This window comes from Caballeronia telluris (genome assembly GCF_001544495.1).
Taxonomy (GTDB): Bacteria; Pseudomonadota; Gammaproteobacteria; order Burkholderiales; family Burkholderiaceae; genus Caballeronia; species Caballeronia telluris.
In genome coordinates this window covers 60641-81342 of the sequence record NZ_FCNZ02000015.1, presented here as the reverse complement: position 1 = coordinate 81342, position 20702 = coordinate 60641, and the positions used below count along the sequence as shown (strand labels likewise).

At 64.6% G+C, this 20702-nt stretch carries 19 protein-coding genes; 8 read left to right on the top strand and 11 right to left on the bottom strand.

What is annotated here, in order from left to right:
- Positions 1 to 6 precede the first annotated feature (6 nt).
- The 4 genes from mrdA to AWB66_RS19940 all read right to left on the bottom strand — a co-directional run bounded on the left by mrdA (position 7) and on the right by AWB66_RS19940 (position 5275).
- Positions 7 to 2328 carry a penicillin-binding protein 2 gene (mrdA, locus tag AWB66_RS19955; protein WP_087631913.1) on the bottom strand — a complete coding sequence of 774 codons (2322 nt, stop codon included), beginning with the start codon at positions 2326 to 2328 and terminating at the stop codon, positions 7 to 9.
- Positions 2329 to 2406: 78 nt separating this feature from the next.
- Entirely contained in the window at positions 2407 to 2919 is a 513-nt protein-coding gene (gene mreD / locus AWB66_RS19950; RefSeq protein WP_087631912.1) for a rod shape-determining protein MreD, read from the bottom strand.
- On the bottom strand, positions 2916 to 4043 hold the full coding sequence (gene mreC / locus AWB66_RS19945; protein ID WP_087631911.1) for a rod shape-determining protein MreC: 1128 nt from the start codon (positions 4041 to 4043) through the stop codon (positions 2916 to 2918). Before mreC ends, mreD begins: the two co-directional genes overlap by 4 nt.
- Positions 4044 to 4231: 188 nt before the next feature.
- On the bottom strand, positions 4232 to 5275 hold the full coding sequence (locus AWB66_RS19940; RefSeq protein WP_004189550.1) for a rod shape-determining protein: 1044 nt from the start codon (positions 5273 to 5275) through the stop codon (positions 4232 to 4234).
- 385 nt (positions 5276 to 5660) lie between these two features.
- Here AWB66_RS19940 and gatC point away from each other — a divergent pair, with 385 nt between their 5' ends.
- The 5 genes from gatC to AWB66_RS19915 all read left to right on the top strand — a co-directional run bounded on the left by gatC (position 5661) and on the right by AWB66_RS19915 (position 10752).
- Positions 5661 to 5960 (top strand): Asp-tRNA(Asn)/Glu-tRNA(Gln) amidotransferase subunit GatC, encoded by a 300-nt coding sequence (gene gatC, locus AWB66_RS19935; RefSeq protein WP_087631910.1) that lies wholly within the window; start codon positions 5661 to 5663, stop codon positions 5958 to 5960.
- A 97-nt stretch (positions 5961 to 6057) separates the two neighbouring features.
- Positions 6058 to 7554 carry an Asp-tRNA(Asn)/Glu-tRNA(Gln) amidotransferase subunit GatA gene (gatA, locus tag AWB66_RS19930; protein WP_087631909.1) on the top strand — a complete coding sequence of 499 codons (1497 nt, stop codon included), beginning with the start codon at positions 6058 to 6060 and terminating at the stop codon, positions 7552 to 7554.
- On the top strand, positions 7551 to 9026 hold the full coding sequence (gene gatB, locus AWB66_RS19925; RefSeq protein WP_087631908.1) for an Asp-tRNA(Asn)/Glu-tRNA(Gln) amidotransferase subunit GatB: 1476 nt from the start codon (positions 7551 to 7553) through the stop codon (positions 9024 to 9026). Before gatA ends, gatB begins: the two co-directional genes overlap by 4 nt.
- A 75-nt stretch (positions 9027 to 9101) precedes the next feature.
- Positions 9102 to 9941: a PPK2 family polyphosphate kinase gene (locus AWB66_RS19920; RefSeq protein WP_087631907.1), complete on the top strand. Its 840-nt coding sequence runs from the start codon at positions 9102 to 9104 to the stop codon at positions 9939 to 9941.
- 31 nt (positions 9942 to 9972) lie between these two features.
- On the top strand, positions 9973 to 10752 hold the full coding sequence (locus AWB66_RS19915) for an exodeoxyribonuclease III (RefSeq protein WP_087631906.1): 780 nt from the start codon (positions 9973 to 9975) through the stop codon (positions 10750 to 10752).
- A 1-nt stretch (position 10753) separates the two neighbouring features.
- Here AWB66_RS19915 and AWB66_RS19910 read toward each other — a convergent pair whose 3' ends face one another.
- The 6 genes from AWB66_RS19910 to argB form a co-directional block, all read right to left on the bottom strand.
- Positions 10754 to 11683, bottom strand: coding sequence for a M48 family metallopeptidase (locus AWB66_RS19910; protein ID WP_087631905.1), 930 nt, complete (start codon positions 11681 to 11683; stop codon positions 10754 to 10756).
- On the bottom strand, positions 11680 to 12966 hold the full coding sequence (locus AWB66_RS19905) for an AmpG family muropeptide MFS transporter (protein ID WP_087631904.1): 1287 nt from the start codon (positions 12964 to 12966) through the stop codon (positions 11680 to 11682). The genes AWB66_RS19910 and AWB66_RS19905 overlap by 4 nt, the downstream gene beginning before the upstream one ends.
- 42 nt (positions 12967 to 13008) lie before the next feature.
- Positions 13009 to 13617, bottom strand: coding sequence for a methionine biosynthesis protein MetW (gene metW, locus AWB66_RS19900; protein WP_087631903.1), 609 nt, complete (start codon positions 13615 to 13617; stop codon positions 13009 to 13011).
- Positions 13614 to 14759, bottom strand: coding sequence for a homoserine O-succinyltransferase MetX (metX, locus tag AWB66_RS19895; RefSeq protein ID WP_087631902.1), 1146 nt, complete (start codon positions 14757 to 14759; stop codon positions 13614 to 13616). The genes metW and metX overlap by 4 nt, the downstream gene beginning before the upstream one ends.
- A 192-nt stretch (positions 14760 to 14951) precedes the next feature.
- Positions 14952 to 15683, bottom strand: a complete 732-nt coding sequence (locus tag AWB66_RS19890) for a pyrimidine 5'-nucleotidase (protein ID WP_087631901.1) — start codon at positions 15681 to 15683, stop codon at positions 14952 to 14954.
- A 45-nt stretch (positions 15684 to 15728) separates the two neighbouring features.
- Positions 15729 to 16628, bottom strand: a complete 900-nt coding sequence (gene argB / locus AWB66_RS19885; protein WP_062638272.1) for an acetylglutamate kinase — start codon at positions 16626 to 16628, stop codon at positions 15729 to 15731.
- 138 nt (positions 16629 to 16766) lie between these two features.
- Between argB and AWB66_RS19880 the strand changes: the two genes are divergently transcribed.
- Positions 16767 to 16979 (top strand): cysteine-rich CWC family protein, encoded by a 213-nt coding sequence (locus tag AWB66_RS19880; RefSeq protein WP_087631900.1) that lies wholly within the window; start codon positions 16767 to 16769, stop codon positions 16977 to 16979.
- Between the two features lie 52 nt (positions 16980 to 17031).
- Here the strand turns inward: AWB66_RS19880 and AWB66_RS19875 are convergent, their stop codons facing one another.
- Positions 17032 to 18609 carry a tetratricopeptide repeat protein gene (locus AWB66_RS19875; RefSeq protein ID WP_235021176.1) on the bottom strand — a complete coding sequence of 526 codons (1578 nt, stop codon included), beginning with the start codon at positions 18607 to 18609 and terminating at the stop codon, positions 17032 to 17034.
- Between the two features lie 231 nt (positions 18610 to 18840).
- Between AWB66_RS19875 and AWB66_RS19870 the strand changes: the two genes are divergently transcribed.
- Positions 18841 to 20163 (top strand): ATP-binding protein, encoded by a 1323-nt coding sequence (locus AWB66_RS19870; protein ID WP_087631898.1) that lies wholly within the window; start codon positions 18841 to 18843, stop codon positions 20161 to 20163.
- Entirely contained in the window at positions 20160 to 20702 is a 543-nt protein-coding gene (locus AWB66_RS19865; protein ID WP_087631897.1) for a response regulator transcription factor, read from the top strand. The genes AWB66_RS19870 and AWB66_RS19865 overlap by 4 nt, the downstream gene beginning before the upstream one ends.

Here is a 20702-nt window from a genome sequence, read left to right as displayed (position 1 = left end):
CTCCCCTTATTCGTCGATGCCGCCCGTAGGCGCCAGGGTTTGGACCGTGTCGTTACGCGGAATGGCCGGCTGCGAAGCGCCGCCCGGGCCTTTCGGCGCGCGCTTGCGATTCGGCGCGGTCGTGCTCGATGCGGCGGCCGGCGCGGAGGCGGCGCGGGCTGCCGGAGCCGAAGCCGGACGGGCAGCGGGCGCCGCGGGTGCGACCGCGCCGGAAGCGGCGCGCGGCGCGCTCGCCGCCTTGCCGCCCGCCGCGACGCGCGATGCCGCCTGCGCGACCGCCGGATTCGATGCCGCCGCCGGTGAAAACGCCGGCGATGCGTTCGCGACCGACGCGGGCAACGCCGCCTCGACCGGCGACTGCCCGCCGCCGATGACGGGCGCGCCGGCATCCACCGTCGCCGATGCCGCTGCTGCGACGGCCGCGGCCTGCGCGCCCGGTTTCAGCTTGTCGACGAGATAATAGTCGAGCACCTTGCGCGCGATCGGGCCCGCCGCTTCCGCGCCCCAGCCGCCGTTTTCGACGATGAGCGCGAGCGCGATCTTCGGCTGCTCCGCTGGCGCGAACGCGATGAAGAGCGCGTGGTCGCGCAGATGCTCCGCGAGCGCGTGGCCCTTGTAGTTCGCGCCCTGCAGCGAGTAGACCTGCGCGGTGCCCGTCTTGCCCGCCGCCAGATACGGCGCGCCGATGAACACCTTCGACGCCGTCCCGTTCGTCACGACGCCTTCCATCGCGCGCTTGATGACGTCGATGTCCTGCTGGCGCACGGCGATCTTGTCGCTCGGATCGCGCACGGTGGCCCGCATGTCCTTGGTGATCGGATTCTCGATGTCGCGCACGAGGTGCGGCTTCATCACGACGCCGTCGTTGGCGAGCGTCGCAGTGGCGTGCGCGAGCTGCAGAATCGTGAACGAGTTGTAGCCCTGGCCGATGCCGAGACTGATCGTTTCGCCTTCGTACCAGCGTTGCTGCTCGGGCTTGCGGTACGCCTTCTTCTTCCATTCCGTCGACGGAAGAATGCCGCGCGCTTCGCCGGAGATGTCGATGCCGGTGATCTGGCCGAATCCCCACGGCTTCATGAAGCCCGCCATCGCGTTCACGCCGAGATCGCGCGCGAGCATGTAGAAATACGTGTCGTTCGAGACGACGATCGCGCGGTTCATGTCGACCCAGCCTTGGCCGGAGCGCACGTCGTTGCGGAACGTGTGGCCGCCGAACGTGAAGTAGCCCGGGTCCTGAAAGCCCCAGCCGGGCGTGCGCTTCTTGAGCGTGAGCGCGGCGAGCGCCATGAACGGCTTATAGGTCGAGCCCGGCGGATACGTGCCGTGCAGCGGACGGTTCAGAAGCGGATGCTCGGGTGAATTGTTGAGCGAATCCCAGGTCTGCTGGTCGATGCCGTCGACGAAGGAATTCGGATCGAAGCTCGGCGCCGAGACGAACGCGAGGACGTCGCCCGTCGCCGGCTCGATCGCGACGAGCGCGCCCTTCTTGTCCGTGAACGCCTGCTCGGCGACCTGCTGCAAACCGATATCCAGCGACAGCACGAGATTGTTGCCCGGCGTCGCTTGCGTGCGCGACATCGTGCGCACGGGGCGCCCGCCCGCGGTCACTTCGACTTCCTCGAAACCCGTCAGGCCGTGCAGCTCGGTCTCGTAACTCTGCTCGACGCCGATCTTGCCGACGTAATCCGTGCCCTTGTAGTTGTTCGCGTCGAGCCGCGGATCGTAATGTTCGGGATTGGCGTCGTTCTGGTCGCTGGCGTTGTCGATACGCTCCTGGTCGCGCTGCGAAATGCGCCCGATATAGCCGATCACATGCGCCGCCGTCGGCCCGAGCGGATATTGGCGGAACAGGCGCGCACGCACTTCGACGCCCGGAAAACGAAAACGCTGCGCGGTGAAGCGCGCGACTTCCTCGTCGGTGAGGCGCGTGCGGATCGGCAGGCTTTCGAAGTTCTTCGAATCTTCGAGGAGCTTCTTGAACCGCCGGCGGTCGCGGGCGTCGATGGGAATGACCTGCGCGAGGTTGTCGATTTCCTCGTCGAGCGTGCCGTTGATCTTCGACGGCGTGATTTCGAGCGTGTAAGCCGAATAGTTCTTCGCGAGGACGATGCCGTTGCGGTCGGTGATGATGCCGCGGTTCGGCACGATCGGCGCGACCGAGATGCGGTTTTCGTTCGCCTGCAGCGAGTACTTGCTGAAATGCCAGACCTGCAGATACAGAAAGCGCAGGCCGATCAGCCCGAAGCAGATGAACACGAACAGACCCGCCGCCGCGACGCGCAGGCGGAATCTCGACAACAGTTGTTCGGCGTTCTTGATCTCGGTCATGCAAATGTCGCGTCAGGTCGCGATTTCAGTGTAGCTCCCGCGCCGCGCGCCATCGAAAGGAATGGTGCGCGGCGGGGTTCAGATGGGGCGGGTATCGTCGGGGTCGGCGGCGCGGCGTTGCGGTATCAAGAGAAGAAAGCTCGCGACCGGCCACAGGAGCGCTTCGACGAAGCCGTCGATCAGATAGCCCCAGCCGGGAAACGCCGCGCCCGTCAGCAGACGGATCACGAACGGCACGAGGTGCGCGCCGACCAGGAGCGGCGCGACGACGAACGCCTGCACCGGTAGCGACATCCACAAAACGCGACGGTGGATCGTAATCGCGCCGTAGGACAGGAGCGTGTAGGCGAGCGCATGTTCGCCGAGCAGGCTGGCGTTGTGCACGTCCATCAGAAGGCCGAGCATGAACGCGATACCCATGCCGACCTTGCGCGGCTGGTGGACGTTCCAGAACAGCAGCACGAGCGCGACGACGTCCGGCACCGCGATCATGCGGCCCCACGGCATCAGGTTCAGCAGGAAAGCGGCGGCCAGGCTGAACGTGATGAAATACGGGTTGACCGGCTGCAGGATGTATTGCGGCCGGTTCATTGCGCGACTCCCGATGCGGCGCGCGGCAAGTGGGCTTTTCTGCTCTTGTGCGGCGTGGGCGCGGAGGCGGGCTTGGCGGGCGCGGCAGATGTCGCGGACGCGGGCGTGGCGGGCTTCCCCGCGGCTGCGGGCGCCGCGGCAGCGGAGGCCGGGCCGGCGGGAGCCGCCGCCGACGTCGCGCTTCCCGGCGCAGGCGCCGCGGCCTTCGATGCCTTGCCCTTTTTGCCCTTGGCTTCCTTGGCGGCGGCCGCCGCCGCAGCCGCTTCGACTTCAACCGGATTCGGCGGGACGTTCACGTTGTAGTGCAGCACGAGCAACTGGCGCGCGCCACGCACGGGCGCCACCGGCAGGCACACGACGCGCGCAAACGCCGTATCGGCTTGCTTGTCGACGCGCACGACCTTCGCCACGGCCAGCCCCGGCGGATAGATGCCATCGAGACCGCTCGTCACTAACTGGTCGCCCGCCTGGACGTCGGCGCTGATCGGCACGAAGCGCAGATCGAGCGTATCGCCCTTCGGCGTGCCGTAGATCACGCTGCGCAGCCCTGTACGCACGATCTGGACCGGCACTGCCTGGTCTTTGTCCGAAAGCAGCGTGACTTCCGACTGCAGCGGGAACACGCGCGTGACCTGACCGATCACGCCGTCTTCGTTGACCACCGGCGCGCCGTCCTGGATGCCCTGTTGCGCGCCCTTGCCGATCACGACTTTCTGCGTGAACGGATCGCGCGTGTCGTACTGGACTTCGGCGGGCGTGGTCTGCGTCGTGGCGCGCGACTGCAACTGCAAGAGCGCCCGCAGGTGCGTGTTCTCGATGTTCAACTGCTCGGCGTCGCCGGCCTTGATGGAAAGCCCGAGGTTCTTGTCGGCGAGCTTCTGGTTCTCGCTGCGCAAAGTCGCGCTGGTGATCGCGAGATCGGTCGCGCCCATGAAGATGTCGCGCGGCACGAGCGCGGCGCGCTGCAAAGGATAAAGGCCCGCGCCAAGCACGCCCCGGACGATTTCGAGCGTGTTGAAGCGGGCATCGGAGATGAGCAGCGCGAGTGCGAGCACCACGAAGAAGATCAGCCGCGCGAGCGCAGACGGGCCTTGCTTGAAAAGTGGCGGCGGACTGTATTCCATGGTCGGCGCCGAGGGCGTGAGCGGTTGGATCGATGCTGCAGGTGACGGACTTGTGGTCCGGCCTGCCCTACGCTGTTTCGACAACGGCCCGGACGAGTGCCGGGCCGTGCGAGCGTCGCGTGACGCGGATGCTGCGTCGATTCGTCGGGGCGCGCGCGGAAGGAATCAACCCGGACGCCCCGTCGACTTTACTCGTAGGAGAAGATGCTGCCGAGCTTGTCCATGCGCTCGAGCGCCATGCCCGATCCACGCACGACGCACGTCAGCGGATCTTCGGCGACGAGCACCGGCAGACCGGTTTCTTCCGCGAGCAGACGGTCGAGGTCGCGCAGGAGCGCGCCGCCGCCCGTCAGCATCATGCCGCGTTCGGCGATGTCGGCGCCGAGTTCCGGCGGCGTCTGTTCGAGCGCGATCTTCACCGACGACACGATCTGGTTCAGCGGATCGGTCAGCGCTTCGAGAATTTCATTGCTCGAAATGGTGAAGCTGCGCGGAATGCCTTCGGAGAGGTTACGGCCCTTGACTTCCATCTCCTTGACTTCGGAGCCGGGGAACGCCGAACCGATTTCCTTCTTGATGGCTTCGGCCGTCTGCTCGCCGATCAGCATGCCGTAGTTGCGGCGGATGTAGTTGACGATGGCTTCGTCGAACTTGTCGCCGCCCACGCGCACCGAGCCCTTGTACACGATGCCGCCGAGCGAGATCACGCCGACTTCCGTCGTGCCGCCGCCGATGTCGACGACCATCGAGCCGGTTGCTTCCGACACCGGCAGGCCCGCGCCGATCGCGGCCGCCATCGGCTCTTCGATCAGATAGACCTGCGAGGCGCCGGCGCCGTGCGCGGCTTCCTTGATCGCGCGACGCTCGACCTGGGTGGAACCGCACGGCACGCAGATGATGATGCGCGGCGAAGGCGAGAACATCCGCGATTCGTGCGCCGTCTTGATGAACTGCTTGATCATCTGCTCGGTGACGGTGAAGTCGGCGATCACGCCGTCCTTCATCGGGCGGATCGCCTCGATGTTGCCCGGCACCTTGCCGAGCATCTGTTTTGCTTCCTTGCCGACGGCCTGAATCGTCTTCTTGCCGTTCGGGCCGCCTTCCTGGCGGATGGATACCACTGAAGGCTCATCGAGGACGATGCCCTTGCCGCGCATGTAGATCAGCGTGTTGGCGGTACCGAGATCAATCGCCAGGTCGTTGGAAAAGTAGCTGCGCAAAAAACCGAACATTCAAAAATCCTGTCTCGCTGGGAGCCGTGCCTCGCTTCGAGCGCCTGGGACGGCAGCGGAAAAATAACAGCTTGCAGGCAGCGAAGGATGTCGCCGCGAAATGCAAAACTGCGAAGAAATCTACCGGGGGAAAGGGACAAGCCTCGCAAACGTTTCTCGCGAAAGTTGATTTCGGGAGAACCTTGCTGGCTGCTCGATCCGGATTTGGTTGGAACGCGTAATGATACCTTATAATTTTGGAGTATCTATAGGAATTGGACGGTACTTTTTGCCTTCATCAGGCCCGTTTTCGTGGTCTCCTCGATGGCTCCGCTGCGTCACGTAACTCCCTGTCGCGTCGAATGTTTTCGCTTTCGTGACAGTTCAAGCTTTCTCCGGTGATCGAATGTCTTTGACCCTGACCGATGTAAAACGCATTGCGCACCTCGCGCGCCTCGAATTGCCCGAGCAGGAGGCCGAGCCGACGCTCGCGCGCCTGAACGATTTCTTCGGCCTCGTCGAGCAGATGCAGGCCGTCGATACCACCGGCATCGAGCCGCTCGCGCATCCGATCGAGCAGATCGAAGAGGTCGCGCTGCGTCTGCGCCGCGACGCTGTTACAGAGCACGTAAACCGCGAAGAGTTCCAGCGTTCCGCGCCCGCCGTGCAAGACGGGCTCTATCTCGTGCCGAAAGTGATCGAATAGACGCGGTCGTCGCGACGGCTGCTCAGGTTGCAACACCGATCACGAGACAAGTCACGGTGCGCGCCGAAAACGGCGCTGCGCCCATCAGGAAATTGCAATGCATCAGAAAAGTTTGACCGAACTGCGCGCGGCGCTCGACGCGAAGGAAATCTCCGCCGTCGAACTCGCGCAGCTGTACCTGCAGCGCATCGAGGCCGCGAAGGAGCTGAACGCGTTCATCGGCGTCGATCGCGATCTCACACTCCTCCAGGCGAAAGCCGCCGACGAGCGTCTCGCGAAGGGCGACGCCGGCCCGCTCACCGGCCTGCCGATCGCGCACAAGGACGTGTTCGTCACGCGCGGCTGGGCGTCGACGGCCGGTTCGAAGATGCTCGAACACTACGCGAGCCCGTTCGATGCGACCGTCGTCGATCGCTTGAATCAGGCGGGCATGGTCTGCCTCGGCAAGACCAACATGGACGAATTCGCGATGGGTTCGTCCAACGAGAATTCGTATTTCGGCGCGGTAAAGAACCCGTGGGACCTGAAGGCCGTGCCGGGTGGCTCGTCGGGCGGATCGGCCGCGGCGGTCGCTGCGCGTCTCGCGCCCGCCGCGACCGGCACCGACACCGGCGGCTCGATTCGCCAGCCCGCGTCGTTTACCGGCATCACCGGCATCAAGCCGACTTACGGCCGCGTCTCGCGCTACGGGATGATCGCGTTCGCGTCGTCGCTGGATCAGGGCGGCCCGATGGCGCAGACCGCCGCCGATTGCGCGACGCTCCTCAACGCGATCGCCTCGTTCGACGAGCGCGATTCCACCAGCCTGCAACGCGACGACGAAGACTACACGCGCTATCTCGGCCAGCACTGGTCGGGCGACGATGCGGCGAAACCGCTCGCCGGTCTGCGCATCGGCATGCCGAAGGAGTACTTCGGCGCGGGTCTCGCCGACGACGTGCGCGCCGCCATCGACGCTGCGTTGAAGCAATACGAAGCGCTCGGCGCGACGCTCGTCGAGGTGTCGCTGCCGAAGACCGAGCTGTCGATTCCTGTGTACTACGTGATCGCGCCGGCGGAGGCGTCGTCGAATCTGTCGCGTTTCGACGGCGTGCGCTACGGCCATCGCGCGGCGCAGTACGGCGATCTGCTCGACATGTACAAGAAGTCGCGCGCGGAAGGCTTCGGCCCGGAAGTGAAGCGCCGGATTCTGGTCGGCACGTATGTGCTCTCGCACGGCTACTACGACGCGTATTACCTGCAGGCGCAGAAGATCCGCCGCATCATCGCGCGCGATTTCCAGGAAGCGTTCAGCCATTGCGACGTCATCATGGGACCGGTCGCGCCGACGGTCGCGTGGAATCTCGGCGAGAAGGCCGACGATCCGGTCCAGATGTATCTCGCCGATATCTACACGCTGTCGACGAGCCTCGCGGGGCTGCCCGGCATGAGCATTCCGTGCGGCTTCGGCGCCGGCGTGAATGCACAACGGCCGGTCGGCTTGCAGATCGTCGGCAACTATTTCAACGAAGCCCGGATGCTCCAGGTCGCCGACGCGTTCCAGCGCGCGACCGACTGGCATCAGAAGTCACCATCGGCACCGGCGGGGGTATGAGCATGCAGTGGGAAGTCGTAATTGGTCTCGAGACGCACGCGCAGTTGTCGACCGTCTCCAAGATTTTCTCGGGCGCGGCAACCGAGTTCGGCGCTGCGCCGAACTCGCAGGCGTGCCCCGTCGATCTCGCGTTGCCGGGCGTGCTGCCCGTGGCGAACCGCGGCGCCGTGGAGCGCGCGATCCGCTTCGGCCTCGCGATCGGCGCGCATATCGCGCCGCGCAGCGTCTTCGCGCGCAAGAACTACTTTTATCCCGATCTGCCGAAGGGCTATCAGATCAGCCAGTACGAGATTCCCGTCGTGCAGGGCGGCACGCTGACGATCCAGGTTCCGGCCAACGAAAAGACCGGCAAGGACGCGTACGAAAAGACCGTCAACCTGACGCGCGCGCACCTCGAAGAAGACGCCGGCAAGTCGCTGCATGAAGACTTCGCGAACATGACCGGCATCGACCTGAACCGCGCCGGCACGCCGCTGCTCGAAATCGTCACGGAGCCGGAAATGCGTTCCGCCGCCGAGGCGGTCGCGTATGCGAAGGCGCTGCACGGGCTCGTGATGTGGCTCGGCATCTGCGACGGCAACATGCAGGAAGGCTCGTTCCGCTGCGACGCGAACGTCTCCGTGCGGCCGGTCGGGCAGGTGGAATTCGGCACGCGCGCCGAGATCAAGAATCTCAACTCGTTCCGCTTTCTCGAAGAAGCGATTCAGTACGAAGTGCGCCGCCAGATCGAATTGATCGAGGACGGCGGCACCGTCGTGCAGGAAACGCGTCTCTACGACCCGGACAAGCGCGAAACGCGTTCGATGCGCAGCAAGGAAGACGCGCACGATTACCGCTATTTCCCCGATCCCGACCTGATGCCGCTCGTCATCGATCACGACTGGGTGAACCTCGTGAAGAGCGCGATGCCCGAGTTGCCGGAAGCGATGCAGACGCGTTTCGTCGAGCAGTACGGTCTCACGCGCTATGACGCGGCGGGGCTTACGTCGTCGAAGGCGATGGCCGCCTACTACGAAGCGCTCGTCCAGAAGGCCGGCGCGGCGCAGGCGAAGGTCGCGGCGAACTGGCTGATGGGCGATGTTTCCGCGCAATTGAACCGCGAATCGCTCGACATCGCGCAGTCGCCGGTTTCCGCCGCGCAGCTCGCGCTGATCGTCCAGCGCATCGCGGACGGCACCATCTCCAACAAGATCGGGAAGGACATTTTCCAGGCGATCTGGGAAGAAAAGGCTACAGACGAAGCCGCTGCCGATCGCATCATCGAAGCGAAGGGCCTCAAGCAGATTTCGGACACCGGCGCGCTGGAAGCGATCATCGACGAGGTGCTCGCGGCGAACCAGAAGTCGGTCGAGGAATTCCGCGCGGGCAAGGAAAAGGCGTTCAACGCGCTCATCGGCCAGGCCATGAAAGCGACCAAGGGCCGTGCGAATCCGCAGCAGGTCAACGACCTTTTGAAGAAGAAACTATCCTGATAGCCTTCTGAGCGTGTAACGAACGGGCTGTTGCCGTCTAGCTTGGCAGCAGCCCGTTTCCTTTTGGAGCGCGATGTGGCAAAAAAACCCGATCTCGACGATTTCCGCGTGCCGTTCTTCGACGGCGGCAAGAAGCTCAAACCGTTCGACCTGACGTCGGTCGATTGCTCCGCCAAGCCGTTTTCAATGGGATCGAAGGACCTGGATCGCATGCGGCTGTCGGAGGTCGGCGCCGCGCTCGACGAACTCCAGGAGAAGCTGCATGCGCAGCGGCGTCAGCGCGTGCTGCTCGTGCTCCAGGGTATGGATACAAGCGGCAAGGACGGGACGATCCGCGCGGTCTTTCACGAGGTCGATCCGCTGGGCCTGCGGATCGTGCCGTTCAAGGCGCCGAGCGAGCGTGAAGCCGCGCACGATTTCCTCTGGCGCATCCACGCGCAGGCGCCGATGGCGGGCGAGCTCTGCATATTCAACCGCAGCCACTACGAAGACGTGCTCGTGCCGCGCGTGCTGAAGCTGATCGACGAGGACGAATGCGAGCGCCGCTACCGTCACATCCGCGAATTCGAAGCGCTGCTCGCGGACAGCGGCACGACCATCGTCAAATGCTTCCTGCACATCTCGAAGGACGAGCAGCGCGCGCGCTTGCAAGCGCGTATCGACGATCCGACCAAGCACTGGAAGTTCGACGCCTCGGACCTCGAAGCCCGCAAGCAATGGGACGACTATCAGCAGGCGTATTCGGTGGCGCTCGGCGCGACGTCGACTGAATACGCGCCGTGGTACATCATTCCGGGCAACTCGAAGACGCATCGCAACGTGATGGTCGCGGAACTGCTGCTGCGCACGCTGCAGGCGCTGAAGCTCGAATTTCCGCCGGCGAAGGAATCGCTCAAGGGCATCAAGGTCGAATGAACCGCAATCCATCAAAACAAAAGGAAGGACTATGCTTCGCGTGATTACCGCCAATCTGAACGGCATCCGCTCGGCCGCCCGGAAAGGCTTCTTCGACTGGTTCGGCGAGCAGGGCGCGGACGTCGTCTGCGTGCAGGAAATCAAGTGTTCGCAGGACGATCTCACGCCCGAGTTCCTCGCGCCGCACGGCTTTCAGGGCTATTTCCAGCACGCGGTGAAGAAGGGCTACAGCGGCGCCGGACTCTACACGCGGCACGAGCCGGACGAGGTGGTCATCGGCTTCGGCAGCGAGGAGTTCGACCCGGAAGGGCGGTACGTGGAAGCGCGGTTCGGCAAGCTGTCGGTGGTGTCGGTCTATGTGCCGTCGGGGTCGAGCGGCGACGAGCGCCAGCAAGCCAAGTACCGCTTCATGGACGAGTTCATGCCGCATCTGGCGGCGCTCTCGAAGGAGCGTGAAGTGATCCTGTGCGGCGACGTGAACATCGTCCACAAGGAAATCGACATCAAGAACTGGAAGAGCAATCAGAAGAACTCGGGTTGCCTGCCGCAAGAGCGCGAATGGCTGACGAAGCTCTTCGACGATGTCGGCTACGTCGACGTGTTTCGCACGCTCGACCCGCGTCCCGAGCAGTACACGTGGTGGAGCAATCGCGGACAGGCCTACGCGAAGAACGTCGGGTGGCGCATCGACTATCAGATCGCGACGGCCGAAGTCGCCGCGACGGCGAAGTCAACATCGGTGTATCGCGAGGTGAAGTTCAGCGACCACGCGCCGCTGATCGTGGACTACGACTGGACAGTGAAGAAGTGAATCAGCGGCCGGTCTTCTTGAAGCGGCCGAGCCCCGCGTAGTTCGGCAACTGGTCGATCGTCTTGCCGACCGCCTTGGCGTACAGCGGCATCATGTCCGGCATGCGCTTGAACAGATCCTGCCGGCGGTCCGATCCGTATGGATGCATCCAGATGAAGCCGTTGTCCGAGCGGCGCGTCGCCGAGTCGATCTTGTTCCAGAGCGTGATGGCGGCGCGCGGATCGTAGCCCGCACGCGACGCGATTTCGCTGCCGATCACGTCGGCTTCGGTTTCGTCCGCCGGCGAATAGCGCATCGCCAGCAACTGTTCGCCGATACCCAACTGGGTCGAGCCGAGATCGACGAAACCGAAGAGCTGCGGCACCGTGCCCGCGCTCAGCTGCGCGGCCTGCTGGCGTCCGAGCCGCTCGCGCGAATGCTCGCGCAGCGCGTGAGCGATCTCGTGGCCCGCCATCATGCCGATTTCGTTGTCGTTCAGGCGCAGCTTGTCGATCAACCCGCTGTAGATCACGATCTTGCCGCCCGGCAGGCAATACATGCGGATCTCGCTGGACTTGACGACATTGATCTCCCACTTCCAGTGCTTCGAGCGGTCGTTCCACTTCAGCGCGAACGGAATCTCGTGATTCACGATGTCGCGCGTGCGCTTGACGAGCGCGTTGTCGTCGCCGAGCAGGGTCTTGTTGTGCTCCGCCTCGCGCAGGATCTGCGCGTATTCCTGCGCGGCCTGCTGTTCGAGCGTCGCCGACGGAATCAGGTTGCGAAAGAGCGCGGCGTTGCCGAAGCGGATCTGGTTGTCCGGCGCCGCGTAAGGCGGCGGGACGCGCTGGGCGTCCTGCGCGTCGGGCACATCGGCGAAAGAGAACGCTGACGCGAGCGTCAGCGTGGTAAAGACGAGCAGGGCGGCGCGGATCGGGACGTGCACCGTCATCGTTGGGCTCTCCAGGGCGCGATCTTCGGCAACAGTAACATGCCCGGAATCGAGAGCGCGGTGCAGATCATGAAGTACTCGAACCAGCCCGTCTGCGCGACGATGAAGCCGCTCGATGCCGACGCCAGCGTGCGCGGCACCGAGGCAAGGCTCGTGAACAGCGCGAATTGCGTGGCGGTGTAGCGCGGGTCGGTCGTGCTCGCGATGTACGCGGTAAACGCCGCCATCGTGAGGCCGGTCGCGAAAGTTTCGAAGCCGTACAGGCCGCCGAGCGCGAGCGGCGACGGCCCGAGTTTCGCGAGCCACGCGAAGCCGAGCGTCGAGACGATTTGCAGCACGCCGAAAATCCACAGACCGCGCGCGATGCCGATCTTCACGAGCCAGATTCCGCCGATGATTCCGCCCGCGAGGCTCGCCCAGAACGCGACCGTCTTCGCGATCACGCCGATCTGCGTCATGTTGAAGCCGATGTCGAGGAAGAACGAGGTCGATAGCGTCGTCGCCATCGTGTCGCCGAGCTTGTAGAGGAAGATGAAGCCGAGCACGAGCATCGCGGTGCGCCAGCCGTCGCGCGAGACGAACTCGTGAAACGGTTCGACGATCGCCTCGCGCAGGTTCTTCGGCGGCGCGCCGTGCACTTCCGGTTCCTTCACGACGAGCGTCATCACGATGCCCGGCAGCATGAACGCCGCGGTGACGATGAAGACGGTGGACCACGGCAGGTGATCCGCGAGGATCAGCGCGAGCGAGCCGGGAATCAGCGCCGCGATCTTGTACGCGTTCACGTGGACGGCGTTGCCCAAGCCCTGCTCGGTATCGGCGAGCAGTTCGCGGCGGTAGGCGTCGATCGAAATGTCCTGGCTCGCGCCGAAGAACGCGACGAGCGCCGTGAGCGCGGCCACGCTCCAGATGTCCTTCGCCGGCGAGATGAAGCCGAGCGCGCCGATCGCCGCCGCGACCAGCAACTGCGTGACGAGCATCCAGCCGCGCCGTCTGCCGGGCCGCCAGCCGGGCAGGCGCGGCACGTAGCGGTCCATCAGCGGTGCCCAGACGAACTTCCACGTATAGGGAAATTGAATCAGCGCGAAGAGACCGATTTCCTTCAGATCGACGCCTTCCTTGCGCAGCCACGCCTGCACCAGATAGACGAGCGTGAAGAGCGGCAAACCCGACGTAAAGCCGAGAAAGACGCAGGTCAGGATGCGTCCGTTCAGGAACGCGCGCCAGCCGGGATGATCTTCGTGTGCAGTAAGAGCGGGCGCCTCGTGTGGCGAGTTGGACATAGGGATGAAAGCGAATGCTGTTGTCGATGCGCGAAGGCCAGGCTAGCCGCGCTTCACGCGATAGACCGCAAGACTACCACGCCAGTTCGCGCCCCAACGGATCGCCTGCCCGCCGTGCAGCACCACGCGATCGAGGATTTCGATGCCGACTTCCGGCGCGAGCGCCTCGAAGTCCTTGATGGTCAGGACGCGCACGTTCGGCGTGTTGTGCCACTGATAAGGCAGCGCTTTCGACACCGGCATGCGCCCCTGAATCACCGCCAGCCGATGCGGCCAGTAGCCGAAATTCGGAAACGAGACGATGCACTCGCGCCCGACGCGCACCGTCTCGCGCAGGATCGCGGCGGTCTGGTGAATCGTCTGAAGCGTCTGCGAGAGGATCGCGAAGTCGAAGCTGTCGTCTTCGAAGAGGCGCAGGCCGTCTTCCAGATTCTGCTGGATCACGTTCACGCCTTTTTGCGCGCACGCGAGCACGCCGGCATCGTTGATTTCGATGCCGTAGCCGTTCACATCGAGTTCTTCGCCGAGCAGCGACAGGAGCGACCCATCGCCGCAACCCAGATCGAGGACGGTCGCGCGTGGTTCCACCCAGCGCGCGATCGCGCGGAAATCGGCGCGCATCGCGAGGTAATCGAGTGTGTTCTGGTTCATGCGCCCACCTCGGCGGCAATGCGTTCGTAATAGGCGCGCAGCAGGTTGTGATAGCGCGCGTCGTCGAGCAGGAAGGCATCGTGGCCGTGCGGCGCGTCGATTTCCGCGTAGCTCACGGTGCGCTTGTGGTCGAGCAGCGCCTTCACGAGTTCGCGCGAGCGCGCGGGCGCGAAGCGCCAGTCGGTCGAGAAACTCGCGATCAGGTATTTCGCCTTCGTGTGCGCGAGCGCCTTCGTGAGATCGCCGTCGAACGCCTTTGCCGGATCGAAGTAGTCGAGCGCGCGCGTGATCAGCAGATACGTGTTGGCGTCGAAGTATTCGGCGAACTTGTCGGCCTGATAACGCAGATACGACTCCACTTCGAACTCGACGTCGAAGTTGAAGTTGTACGCGTCGAGCGCGCCTTCGGCCCGGCGCAGCGCACGGCCGAACTTGTTCGCCATGTCGTCATCGGACAGATACGTGATGTGGCCGATCATCCGCGCCACGCGCAGGCCGCGGCGCGGCTTCACGCCGTGCGCGTAATAGTCGCCGCCGTGGAAGTCGGGGTCCGAGAGAATGGCCGAGCGCGCCGTCTCGTTGAACGCGATGTTCTGCGCGGAGAGCTTCGGCGTCGAGGCGACGACGATGCAATGGCCGAGCCGCTCGGGATACATCATGCTCCACGCGAGCGCCTGCATGCCGCCCAGGCTGCCGCCCATCACGGCGGCGAAGCGTTCGATGCCGAAGCGGTCCGCGACGCGCGCCTGCGCGTGCACCCAGTCCTCGACGGTCACGACCGGAAAGCTCGCGCCGTACGGCTTACCGGTTGACGGGTCGATGCTCATCGGGCCGGTCGAGCCGAAGCACGAGCCGAGATTGTTCACGCCGATCACGAAGAACCGATTGGTGTCGAGTGGTTTGCCGGGGCCGACGAGGTTGTCCCACCAGCCGACGTCCTTCGGATTGTCGGCGTACACGCCCGCGACGTGATGCGACGCGTTCAGCGCATGACAGACGAGCACGGCGTTCGAGCGCGCGGCATTCAGTTCGCCATACGTTTCGACGACGAGATCGTAGTCGCCGAAACGGCTGCCGTTCTGCATGCCGAGCGGTTCGGAAAAATGCAGTGTCTCTGGAGTGACGATGCCGATCGATTCCATTCATTCCGCCTTCATTGACAGGGCGGCTAAACGGTGTCGGCGATGCGCGGGGGAAAAGCGATTGCGCGGCTGACGACCTCTTTAGCCGCATTTGTAGTGAACCCGGCGAAGGGTTCGCGCGCCCGCAATCGAGTCAGCAAATCGGCGCGTGGGTAATTCGGGATAGCGAGGAAGTATAGCGGAAAATCGGCTTTAGACGCCCAGCGCGAGCGAGCGCAGCGACCGCACGCGCAGATCGACGTAATGCGGGCGTCCCGTGCCGGGGCGGCGCATCGAGAGCTTGCCGCTTGCGTCGCGCGCGTGCGGCAGATGGCCGACGATCCACACCGTGCGAATCCCGAGCCGCTTGTAGCGCTTCAGATGCCCGCGCGTATCTTCGACGAGGATCGCGTCTTCCAGACGCACGTCGGCGCGGCGCATCGCCCGGCGCAGCATTTGCGCGTCGGGCTTCGCGCGCCACGTCTGGCCGTCGCGCATGTCCTCGATCGCGATCACGCGCTCGAACAGCCTGCCGATGCCGAGTTCCGCGAGCACCGCGCGCGCGTAGAGCGTCGGCGCGTTGGTCAGCACGATCTTGCGTCCGGGCAGCGCGCGCAGCATCCGCGCGAGTCCGCGTTCGGCGCGCACCATCGACTTCAGGTCGGCGAAGGTGTGCACGGCGCGCAGGAAATCGGCGGGATCGGTGCCGTGGTGGCGCACGAGGCCGAGCAGCGTCGCGCCGTAACGCACCGTGTAGCCGACGCGCAGCCGGTTGGCCTCATCGACGTCGACGTTCAGCGTGTCGATGATGTACTGCGTCATCCCCTTGTTGATCGCCGGGAAGATTTCGTGCGACGCGTGGTGCAGCGTGTTGTCGAGGTCGAAGAGCCAGACGGGACCGCGCTGTTTGACGCGACGCCGTCGCGGAGTGCGAGTGGGTTTCATGCGGGAAGCGTGGCGCAACGGGCATTGCGCCACGAAGAAGAAGGCTCAGTGTGAGCGGATCATCGTGCCGAACGGCTGTTCGGTCAGGATTTCGAGGAGCACCGAGTGCTCGATGCGCCCGTCGATGATGTGCACCGAACGCACGCCGCTCTTCGCGGCATCGAGCGCGGACGAGATTTTCGGCAACATGCCGCCGGAGATCGTGCCGTCGGCGAAAAGCGCGTCGATCTCGCGCGCGGAGAGGTCCGTGAGCAGATTGCCTTCCTTGTCCATCACGCCGGGGATGTTGGTCATCATCACGAGCTTCTCGGCGTTCAGCACGACCGCGAGCTTGCCCGCGACGAGATCCGCGTTGATGTTGTACGAGAGACCGTCTTCGCCGAAGCCGATCGGCGAGATGACCGGAATGAACGCGTCGTCCTGAAGCGCCTTCACGACCGCCGGATTGATCGCCTCGACCTCGCCGACCTGGCCGATGTCGATGAACTGGCCCGGATTATCGCGATCCGGCATTTGCAGCTTGCGCGCGTGGATGAGGCCGCCGTCCTTGCCGGTCAGGCCGACCGCCTGTCCGCCGAAATGGTTGATCAGCGTGACGATGTCCTGCTGCACTTCGCCGCCGAGCACCCATTCGACGACTTCCATCGTCTCTTCGTCGGTGACGCGCATGCCCTGGATAAAGGTGCCCTGCTTGCCGATCTTCTTGAGCGCCTGGTCGATCTGCGGGCCGCCGCCGTGAACGATCACCGGATTGATGCCGACCAGCTTCAAGAGGATCACATCGCGCGCGAAGCCCTGCTTCAGGCGCTCTTCGGTCATCGCGTTGCCGCCGTACTTGATCACGATCGTCTTGCCGTGGTACTGGCGAATGTAGGGCAGCGCCTCGGCCAGAATTTCGGCTTTCAGGGTCGGCGCGATCTGCGTAAGGTCGGGAAGCTCGGACATGGCGGCGAATGAGGCGAGGAGCGGTTTAAACACGCCGAATTGTACAGGACTGACGTATCGCAGCAGGGCGATTTGCCGCAGCCGTTGCGCGGCCGCGCGAGCGTGGGATGATCATGATATTTCCGTGACAAATCGACGATGGCTACCGAAACTGTTCGCAAGGAAGTTGCAGGCGGCGCGACCTGTTCGCGTTGCGGGACCGCGTTTCGCTGCGGATCGCTCGCCGGTGACGCCCGATGCTGGTGCGCATCGATGCCCGAACTGCCGCTCGCGCGCTTGAGAAGCGGCGTCGGATGCCTGTGTCCGGCGTGCCTCGCCGACGAAATCCGGCGCGCGCAACCGGACGCATAAAAAACGGCGACCTGAGCGAGGTCGCCGTTTTCGACTGGAGCCGCGTGCCGGCTTACTCGGCCAGCTTTTTCGTCGTGCGCCGTTTCGGCGCTGCCGCGCTTGCGTGTTTCGTGGCGAGCGCGCTCAGGTCGCGCGTGAGCTCTTCCAGCACCAGTGCCCATTGCGCGAAATGCTTCTGCCGATACAGCGTCGCGCTCGGATACCACGGGCTGTCGGTGCGCTCCAGTTGCCAGACCCAGTGCGGATTGACATCGAGCAGCACCCACGTCGGCTTGCCGAGCGCCGCGGCCAGGTGCGCCACGCTCGTGCACACGGTGATGACGAGGTCGAGCGAGTCGATGAAGGCGGCGGTGTCGTCGAAGGTCTCGAATTGGGCGGTGTGATCGGCGATCGCGAAACCTTGCTCGCGCGCGGCAGCGACGACATCTTGCGCGCCCTTTTGCAGCGAAAAGAACGCGACGTTGTCGAGCGAGCCGAACGCCTTGGCAAAGCGTTCGATGCCGACACTGCGGAACGGATTGCGCTGATGCGCCGCGCTGCCGCTCCATACGAGGCCGACGCGCAATGGTCTGCGGCCCTGTGCCTCGGCACGCCACGACGCGGCGCGCTCTGCGTCGGCGGTGAGATAGGCGCGCTTCGCGGGAATCGAGTCTTCGTCGAGATTGAAATGCAGCGGCAGGCTCAGGAGCGGGAATTGGAAATCATGCTCGGGCAGCTCGGCATCGTGCGCGATGCACTCGACGCCCTTCGGCGCCATGCGCGCCATCAGCGGATGCAGGCCCTTGTACGTCACCCATACGAGCTTGCCGCCCTGCGCGTGGACCTGCTTCGCAAGCATGGGCACGAAGCGACAGAACTGCAGCGCATCGCCGAAACCCTGTTCGCCCCAAAGGAGCAGCGTCTTGCCGCGCAGCGGCTCGCCGTTCCAGCGCGACACGGTGAAAGGGGGGTAAGTGCCCGCGAGTTCCGACGATCCGTCCCAGCGCGCCTCGAAGTTCCGCCAGCCCCGTGCGTAGTTGCGCTGGACGAGGTCCAGCAGCGACAGATTGAACGGAAAACGCGGCGTCTGCGGCGCGGCCTCGGCGGCGGCGAGTGCCGCGGCGGTGGAGTCTTCCCAGCGCTGGGCTTCCTTCAGCGCGAGACTGTAGTTCGACTGTGCGAGCGCGTTCGACGCGTCGATCTGGACGGCGCGCCGGCCGGCCGCGAGCGCGTGCTCCAGTTCGCCACGCTGCGGATAGAGGCGCGACAGGTTGGTCCATGCCTCGATGTCGTTCGCGTTACTCGTGACGGCTTCTTCCAGCAGCCTGAGCGATTCCTCGGCGTGACCCGTCATTTCCAGCGCGACCGCGAGATTGTTGCGCAGCGTCGGCACCGAAGGGTCGATGGCGTATGCGCGCTGATAGAACGGGACGGCTTCGGCGTGATGCCCGCCGCGTTGCAGCGCGTACCCGAGATGCCAGAGCGCGGTTGCATGATGCGGCTCGCGCTCGACGAGGTTCGCGGCCAGCGTGATCGCATCGGCGATCGCGCCGCGCTTGAGCATGACGTCGATGAGTTGCAGTCTCGCATCGACGAGTTCCGGTTGCAGGATCAGCGCCGCCTGCAGCCAGATGGCCTGTTCTGCGGCCAATTGTCGCTCGGCAGCGGATTGAGCATTGGCGAGATAGACGGGTAACACGCGCGCGATAATGTCGTCCTGGGCGGTTTGGGAAGGATTTCGGCTGGATTTGGGGCTGCGAGTCATCGTTTTGAAGTTGGCGGCCGGGCCGCGCCAGGTTTTCGAAATTTAACTTTCGATGGTGTGGCAACCTGTAATCTTCGACCACAAGATAATTCCGAAATACACGCAGGATTCATCGCGATGCATCGAATCACGAACACGGGACGCGTCAACCTCGGCCATCTGTTCTGGCTGCGCAGCCTGGCGATCATTGGACAGCTCGTCACGATCGCTGTCGTCCAGGTTTTCTACGGCGCGCATCTGCCGCTGCCCGCGATGCTGCTCGTTATCGGCCTGGAGGCGGTCTTCAACGCGTTCACGTGGCTGCGCGTCTCGCGGGCGCGACCCGAGACCAATCTCGAACTGTTCGGGCAACTATGGGTCGATCTCGGCGCGCTGTCGGCGTTGCTGTTCCTCTCCGGCGGCGTGACCAATCCGTTCGTCACGCTCTACATTCCGTCGCTCGCCATCGCGGCGGCCGTGCTGCCGTGGACGATGATGACGATGCTCGCGCTCTTCGCCGTGATTTGCTATGCGCTCCTTAGCTATCACTACGTGCCGCTCAATATCGAGAATCCGGCGAATCTCTTCGAGTATTTCCGCATGGGGCTGTGGGTCAACTTCATGGTGAGCGTCGGGCTGATCGGCTGGTTCGTCGCGCGCATGTCGCGCGCGCTGCGCCTGCGCGATGCCGCGCTCGCCGACGCCCAGCAGCGCCTCCTGCGCGACGAGCGCGCGGTCGCGCTGGGCGTCCAGGCCGCGACGGTCGCGCATGAAATCGGCACGCCGCTCTCGACCATCGCGATGTTGAGCGAAGAACTGCGCGACGCCGCGTCGAGCGACACCAACCTCGCGCCCTACGCCGCCGACTTGGAACTGCTCGAACAGCAAATGGGCCTGTGCACGTCCGCGCTCGCGCGGCTGCGCAGCCGCGCGAGCGGCCCGTCGAACCGTCAGCCGCTTGCCGACTGGCTCGAAAGCTTCGTCGCCCAGTGGCGGCTGCGTCATCCGCATGTGCGCTTCGAGCGCCTCGGCACGACGCCCGCCGATGTTTCGATCGACGATACCGTCGCGGTCGGCCAGATTCTCACGATTCTGCTGGATAATGCGGCGCGAGCGAGCAGCGACTCGGTGACGCTCGAAACGTCGGTCGTGCACGACGACGTCGATCCGGTTATCCGGTTCGACGTCTGCGATCGCGGACCGGGCATTCCGCCCGCGCTGCGCGGCTCGCTCGGCGCGATGCCGGTCGACAGCACGCAGGGCGGCCACGGCGTCGGGCTTTATCTCGCCTTCACGTCGGCGGCGCGGCTCGGCGGATCGATCGAACTCGCGGCGGCCAGGCCGCGCGGCACGCACGCCGTGTTGCGACTGCCGGAGCGCGGCGCGTCGACAGAAAATGCACGCGCAGCAAGGATGCAACAGGGCGGCCAGGCGTCCGCCACCATGGAGAAAAAAGCATGAGCGATACGAACTTTCTGATCATCGACGACGACGAGGTCTTCTCGGGCATTCTCGCGCGCGGGTTGACGCGGCGCGGCTATACGCCGCACCAGGCGCACAATGCGGAGGAGGCGCTGAAGCTCGCGAACTCGCAGAAGTTCAACCAGATCACGGTGGATTTGCATCTGGGCAACGATTCCGGGCTCACGCTCGTCGCGCCGTTGCGCGACCTGCAGCCCGACGCGCGCATTCTCGTCCTGACCGGCTACGCGAGCATCGCGACGGCCGTGCAGGCGGTGAAAGATGGTGCGGACAACTATCTGGCGAAGCCGGCGAACGTCGAAACGATTCTGTCGGCGTTGCAGGAAGAGGCGAGCGAGCAGACGGCGGAAGAAGCCATCGAGCATCCGACGCTGCTTTCCGTCGCGCGGCTCGAATGGGAGCACATCCAGCGCGTGCTCGCGGAGAACAACGGCAACATCTCCGCGACGGCGCGCGCGCTGAACATGCACCGTCGGACGTTGCAGCGAAAGCTGGCTAAAAAGCCGGTGCGGCAATAA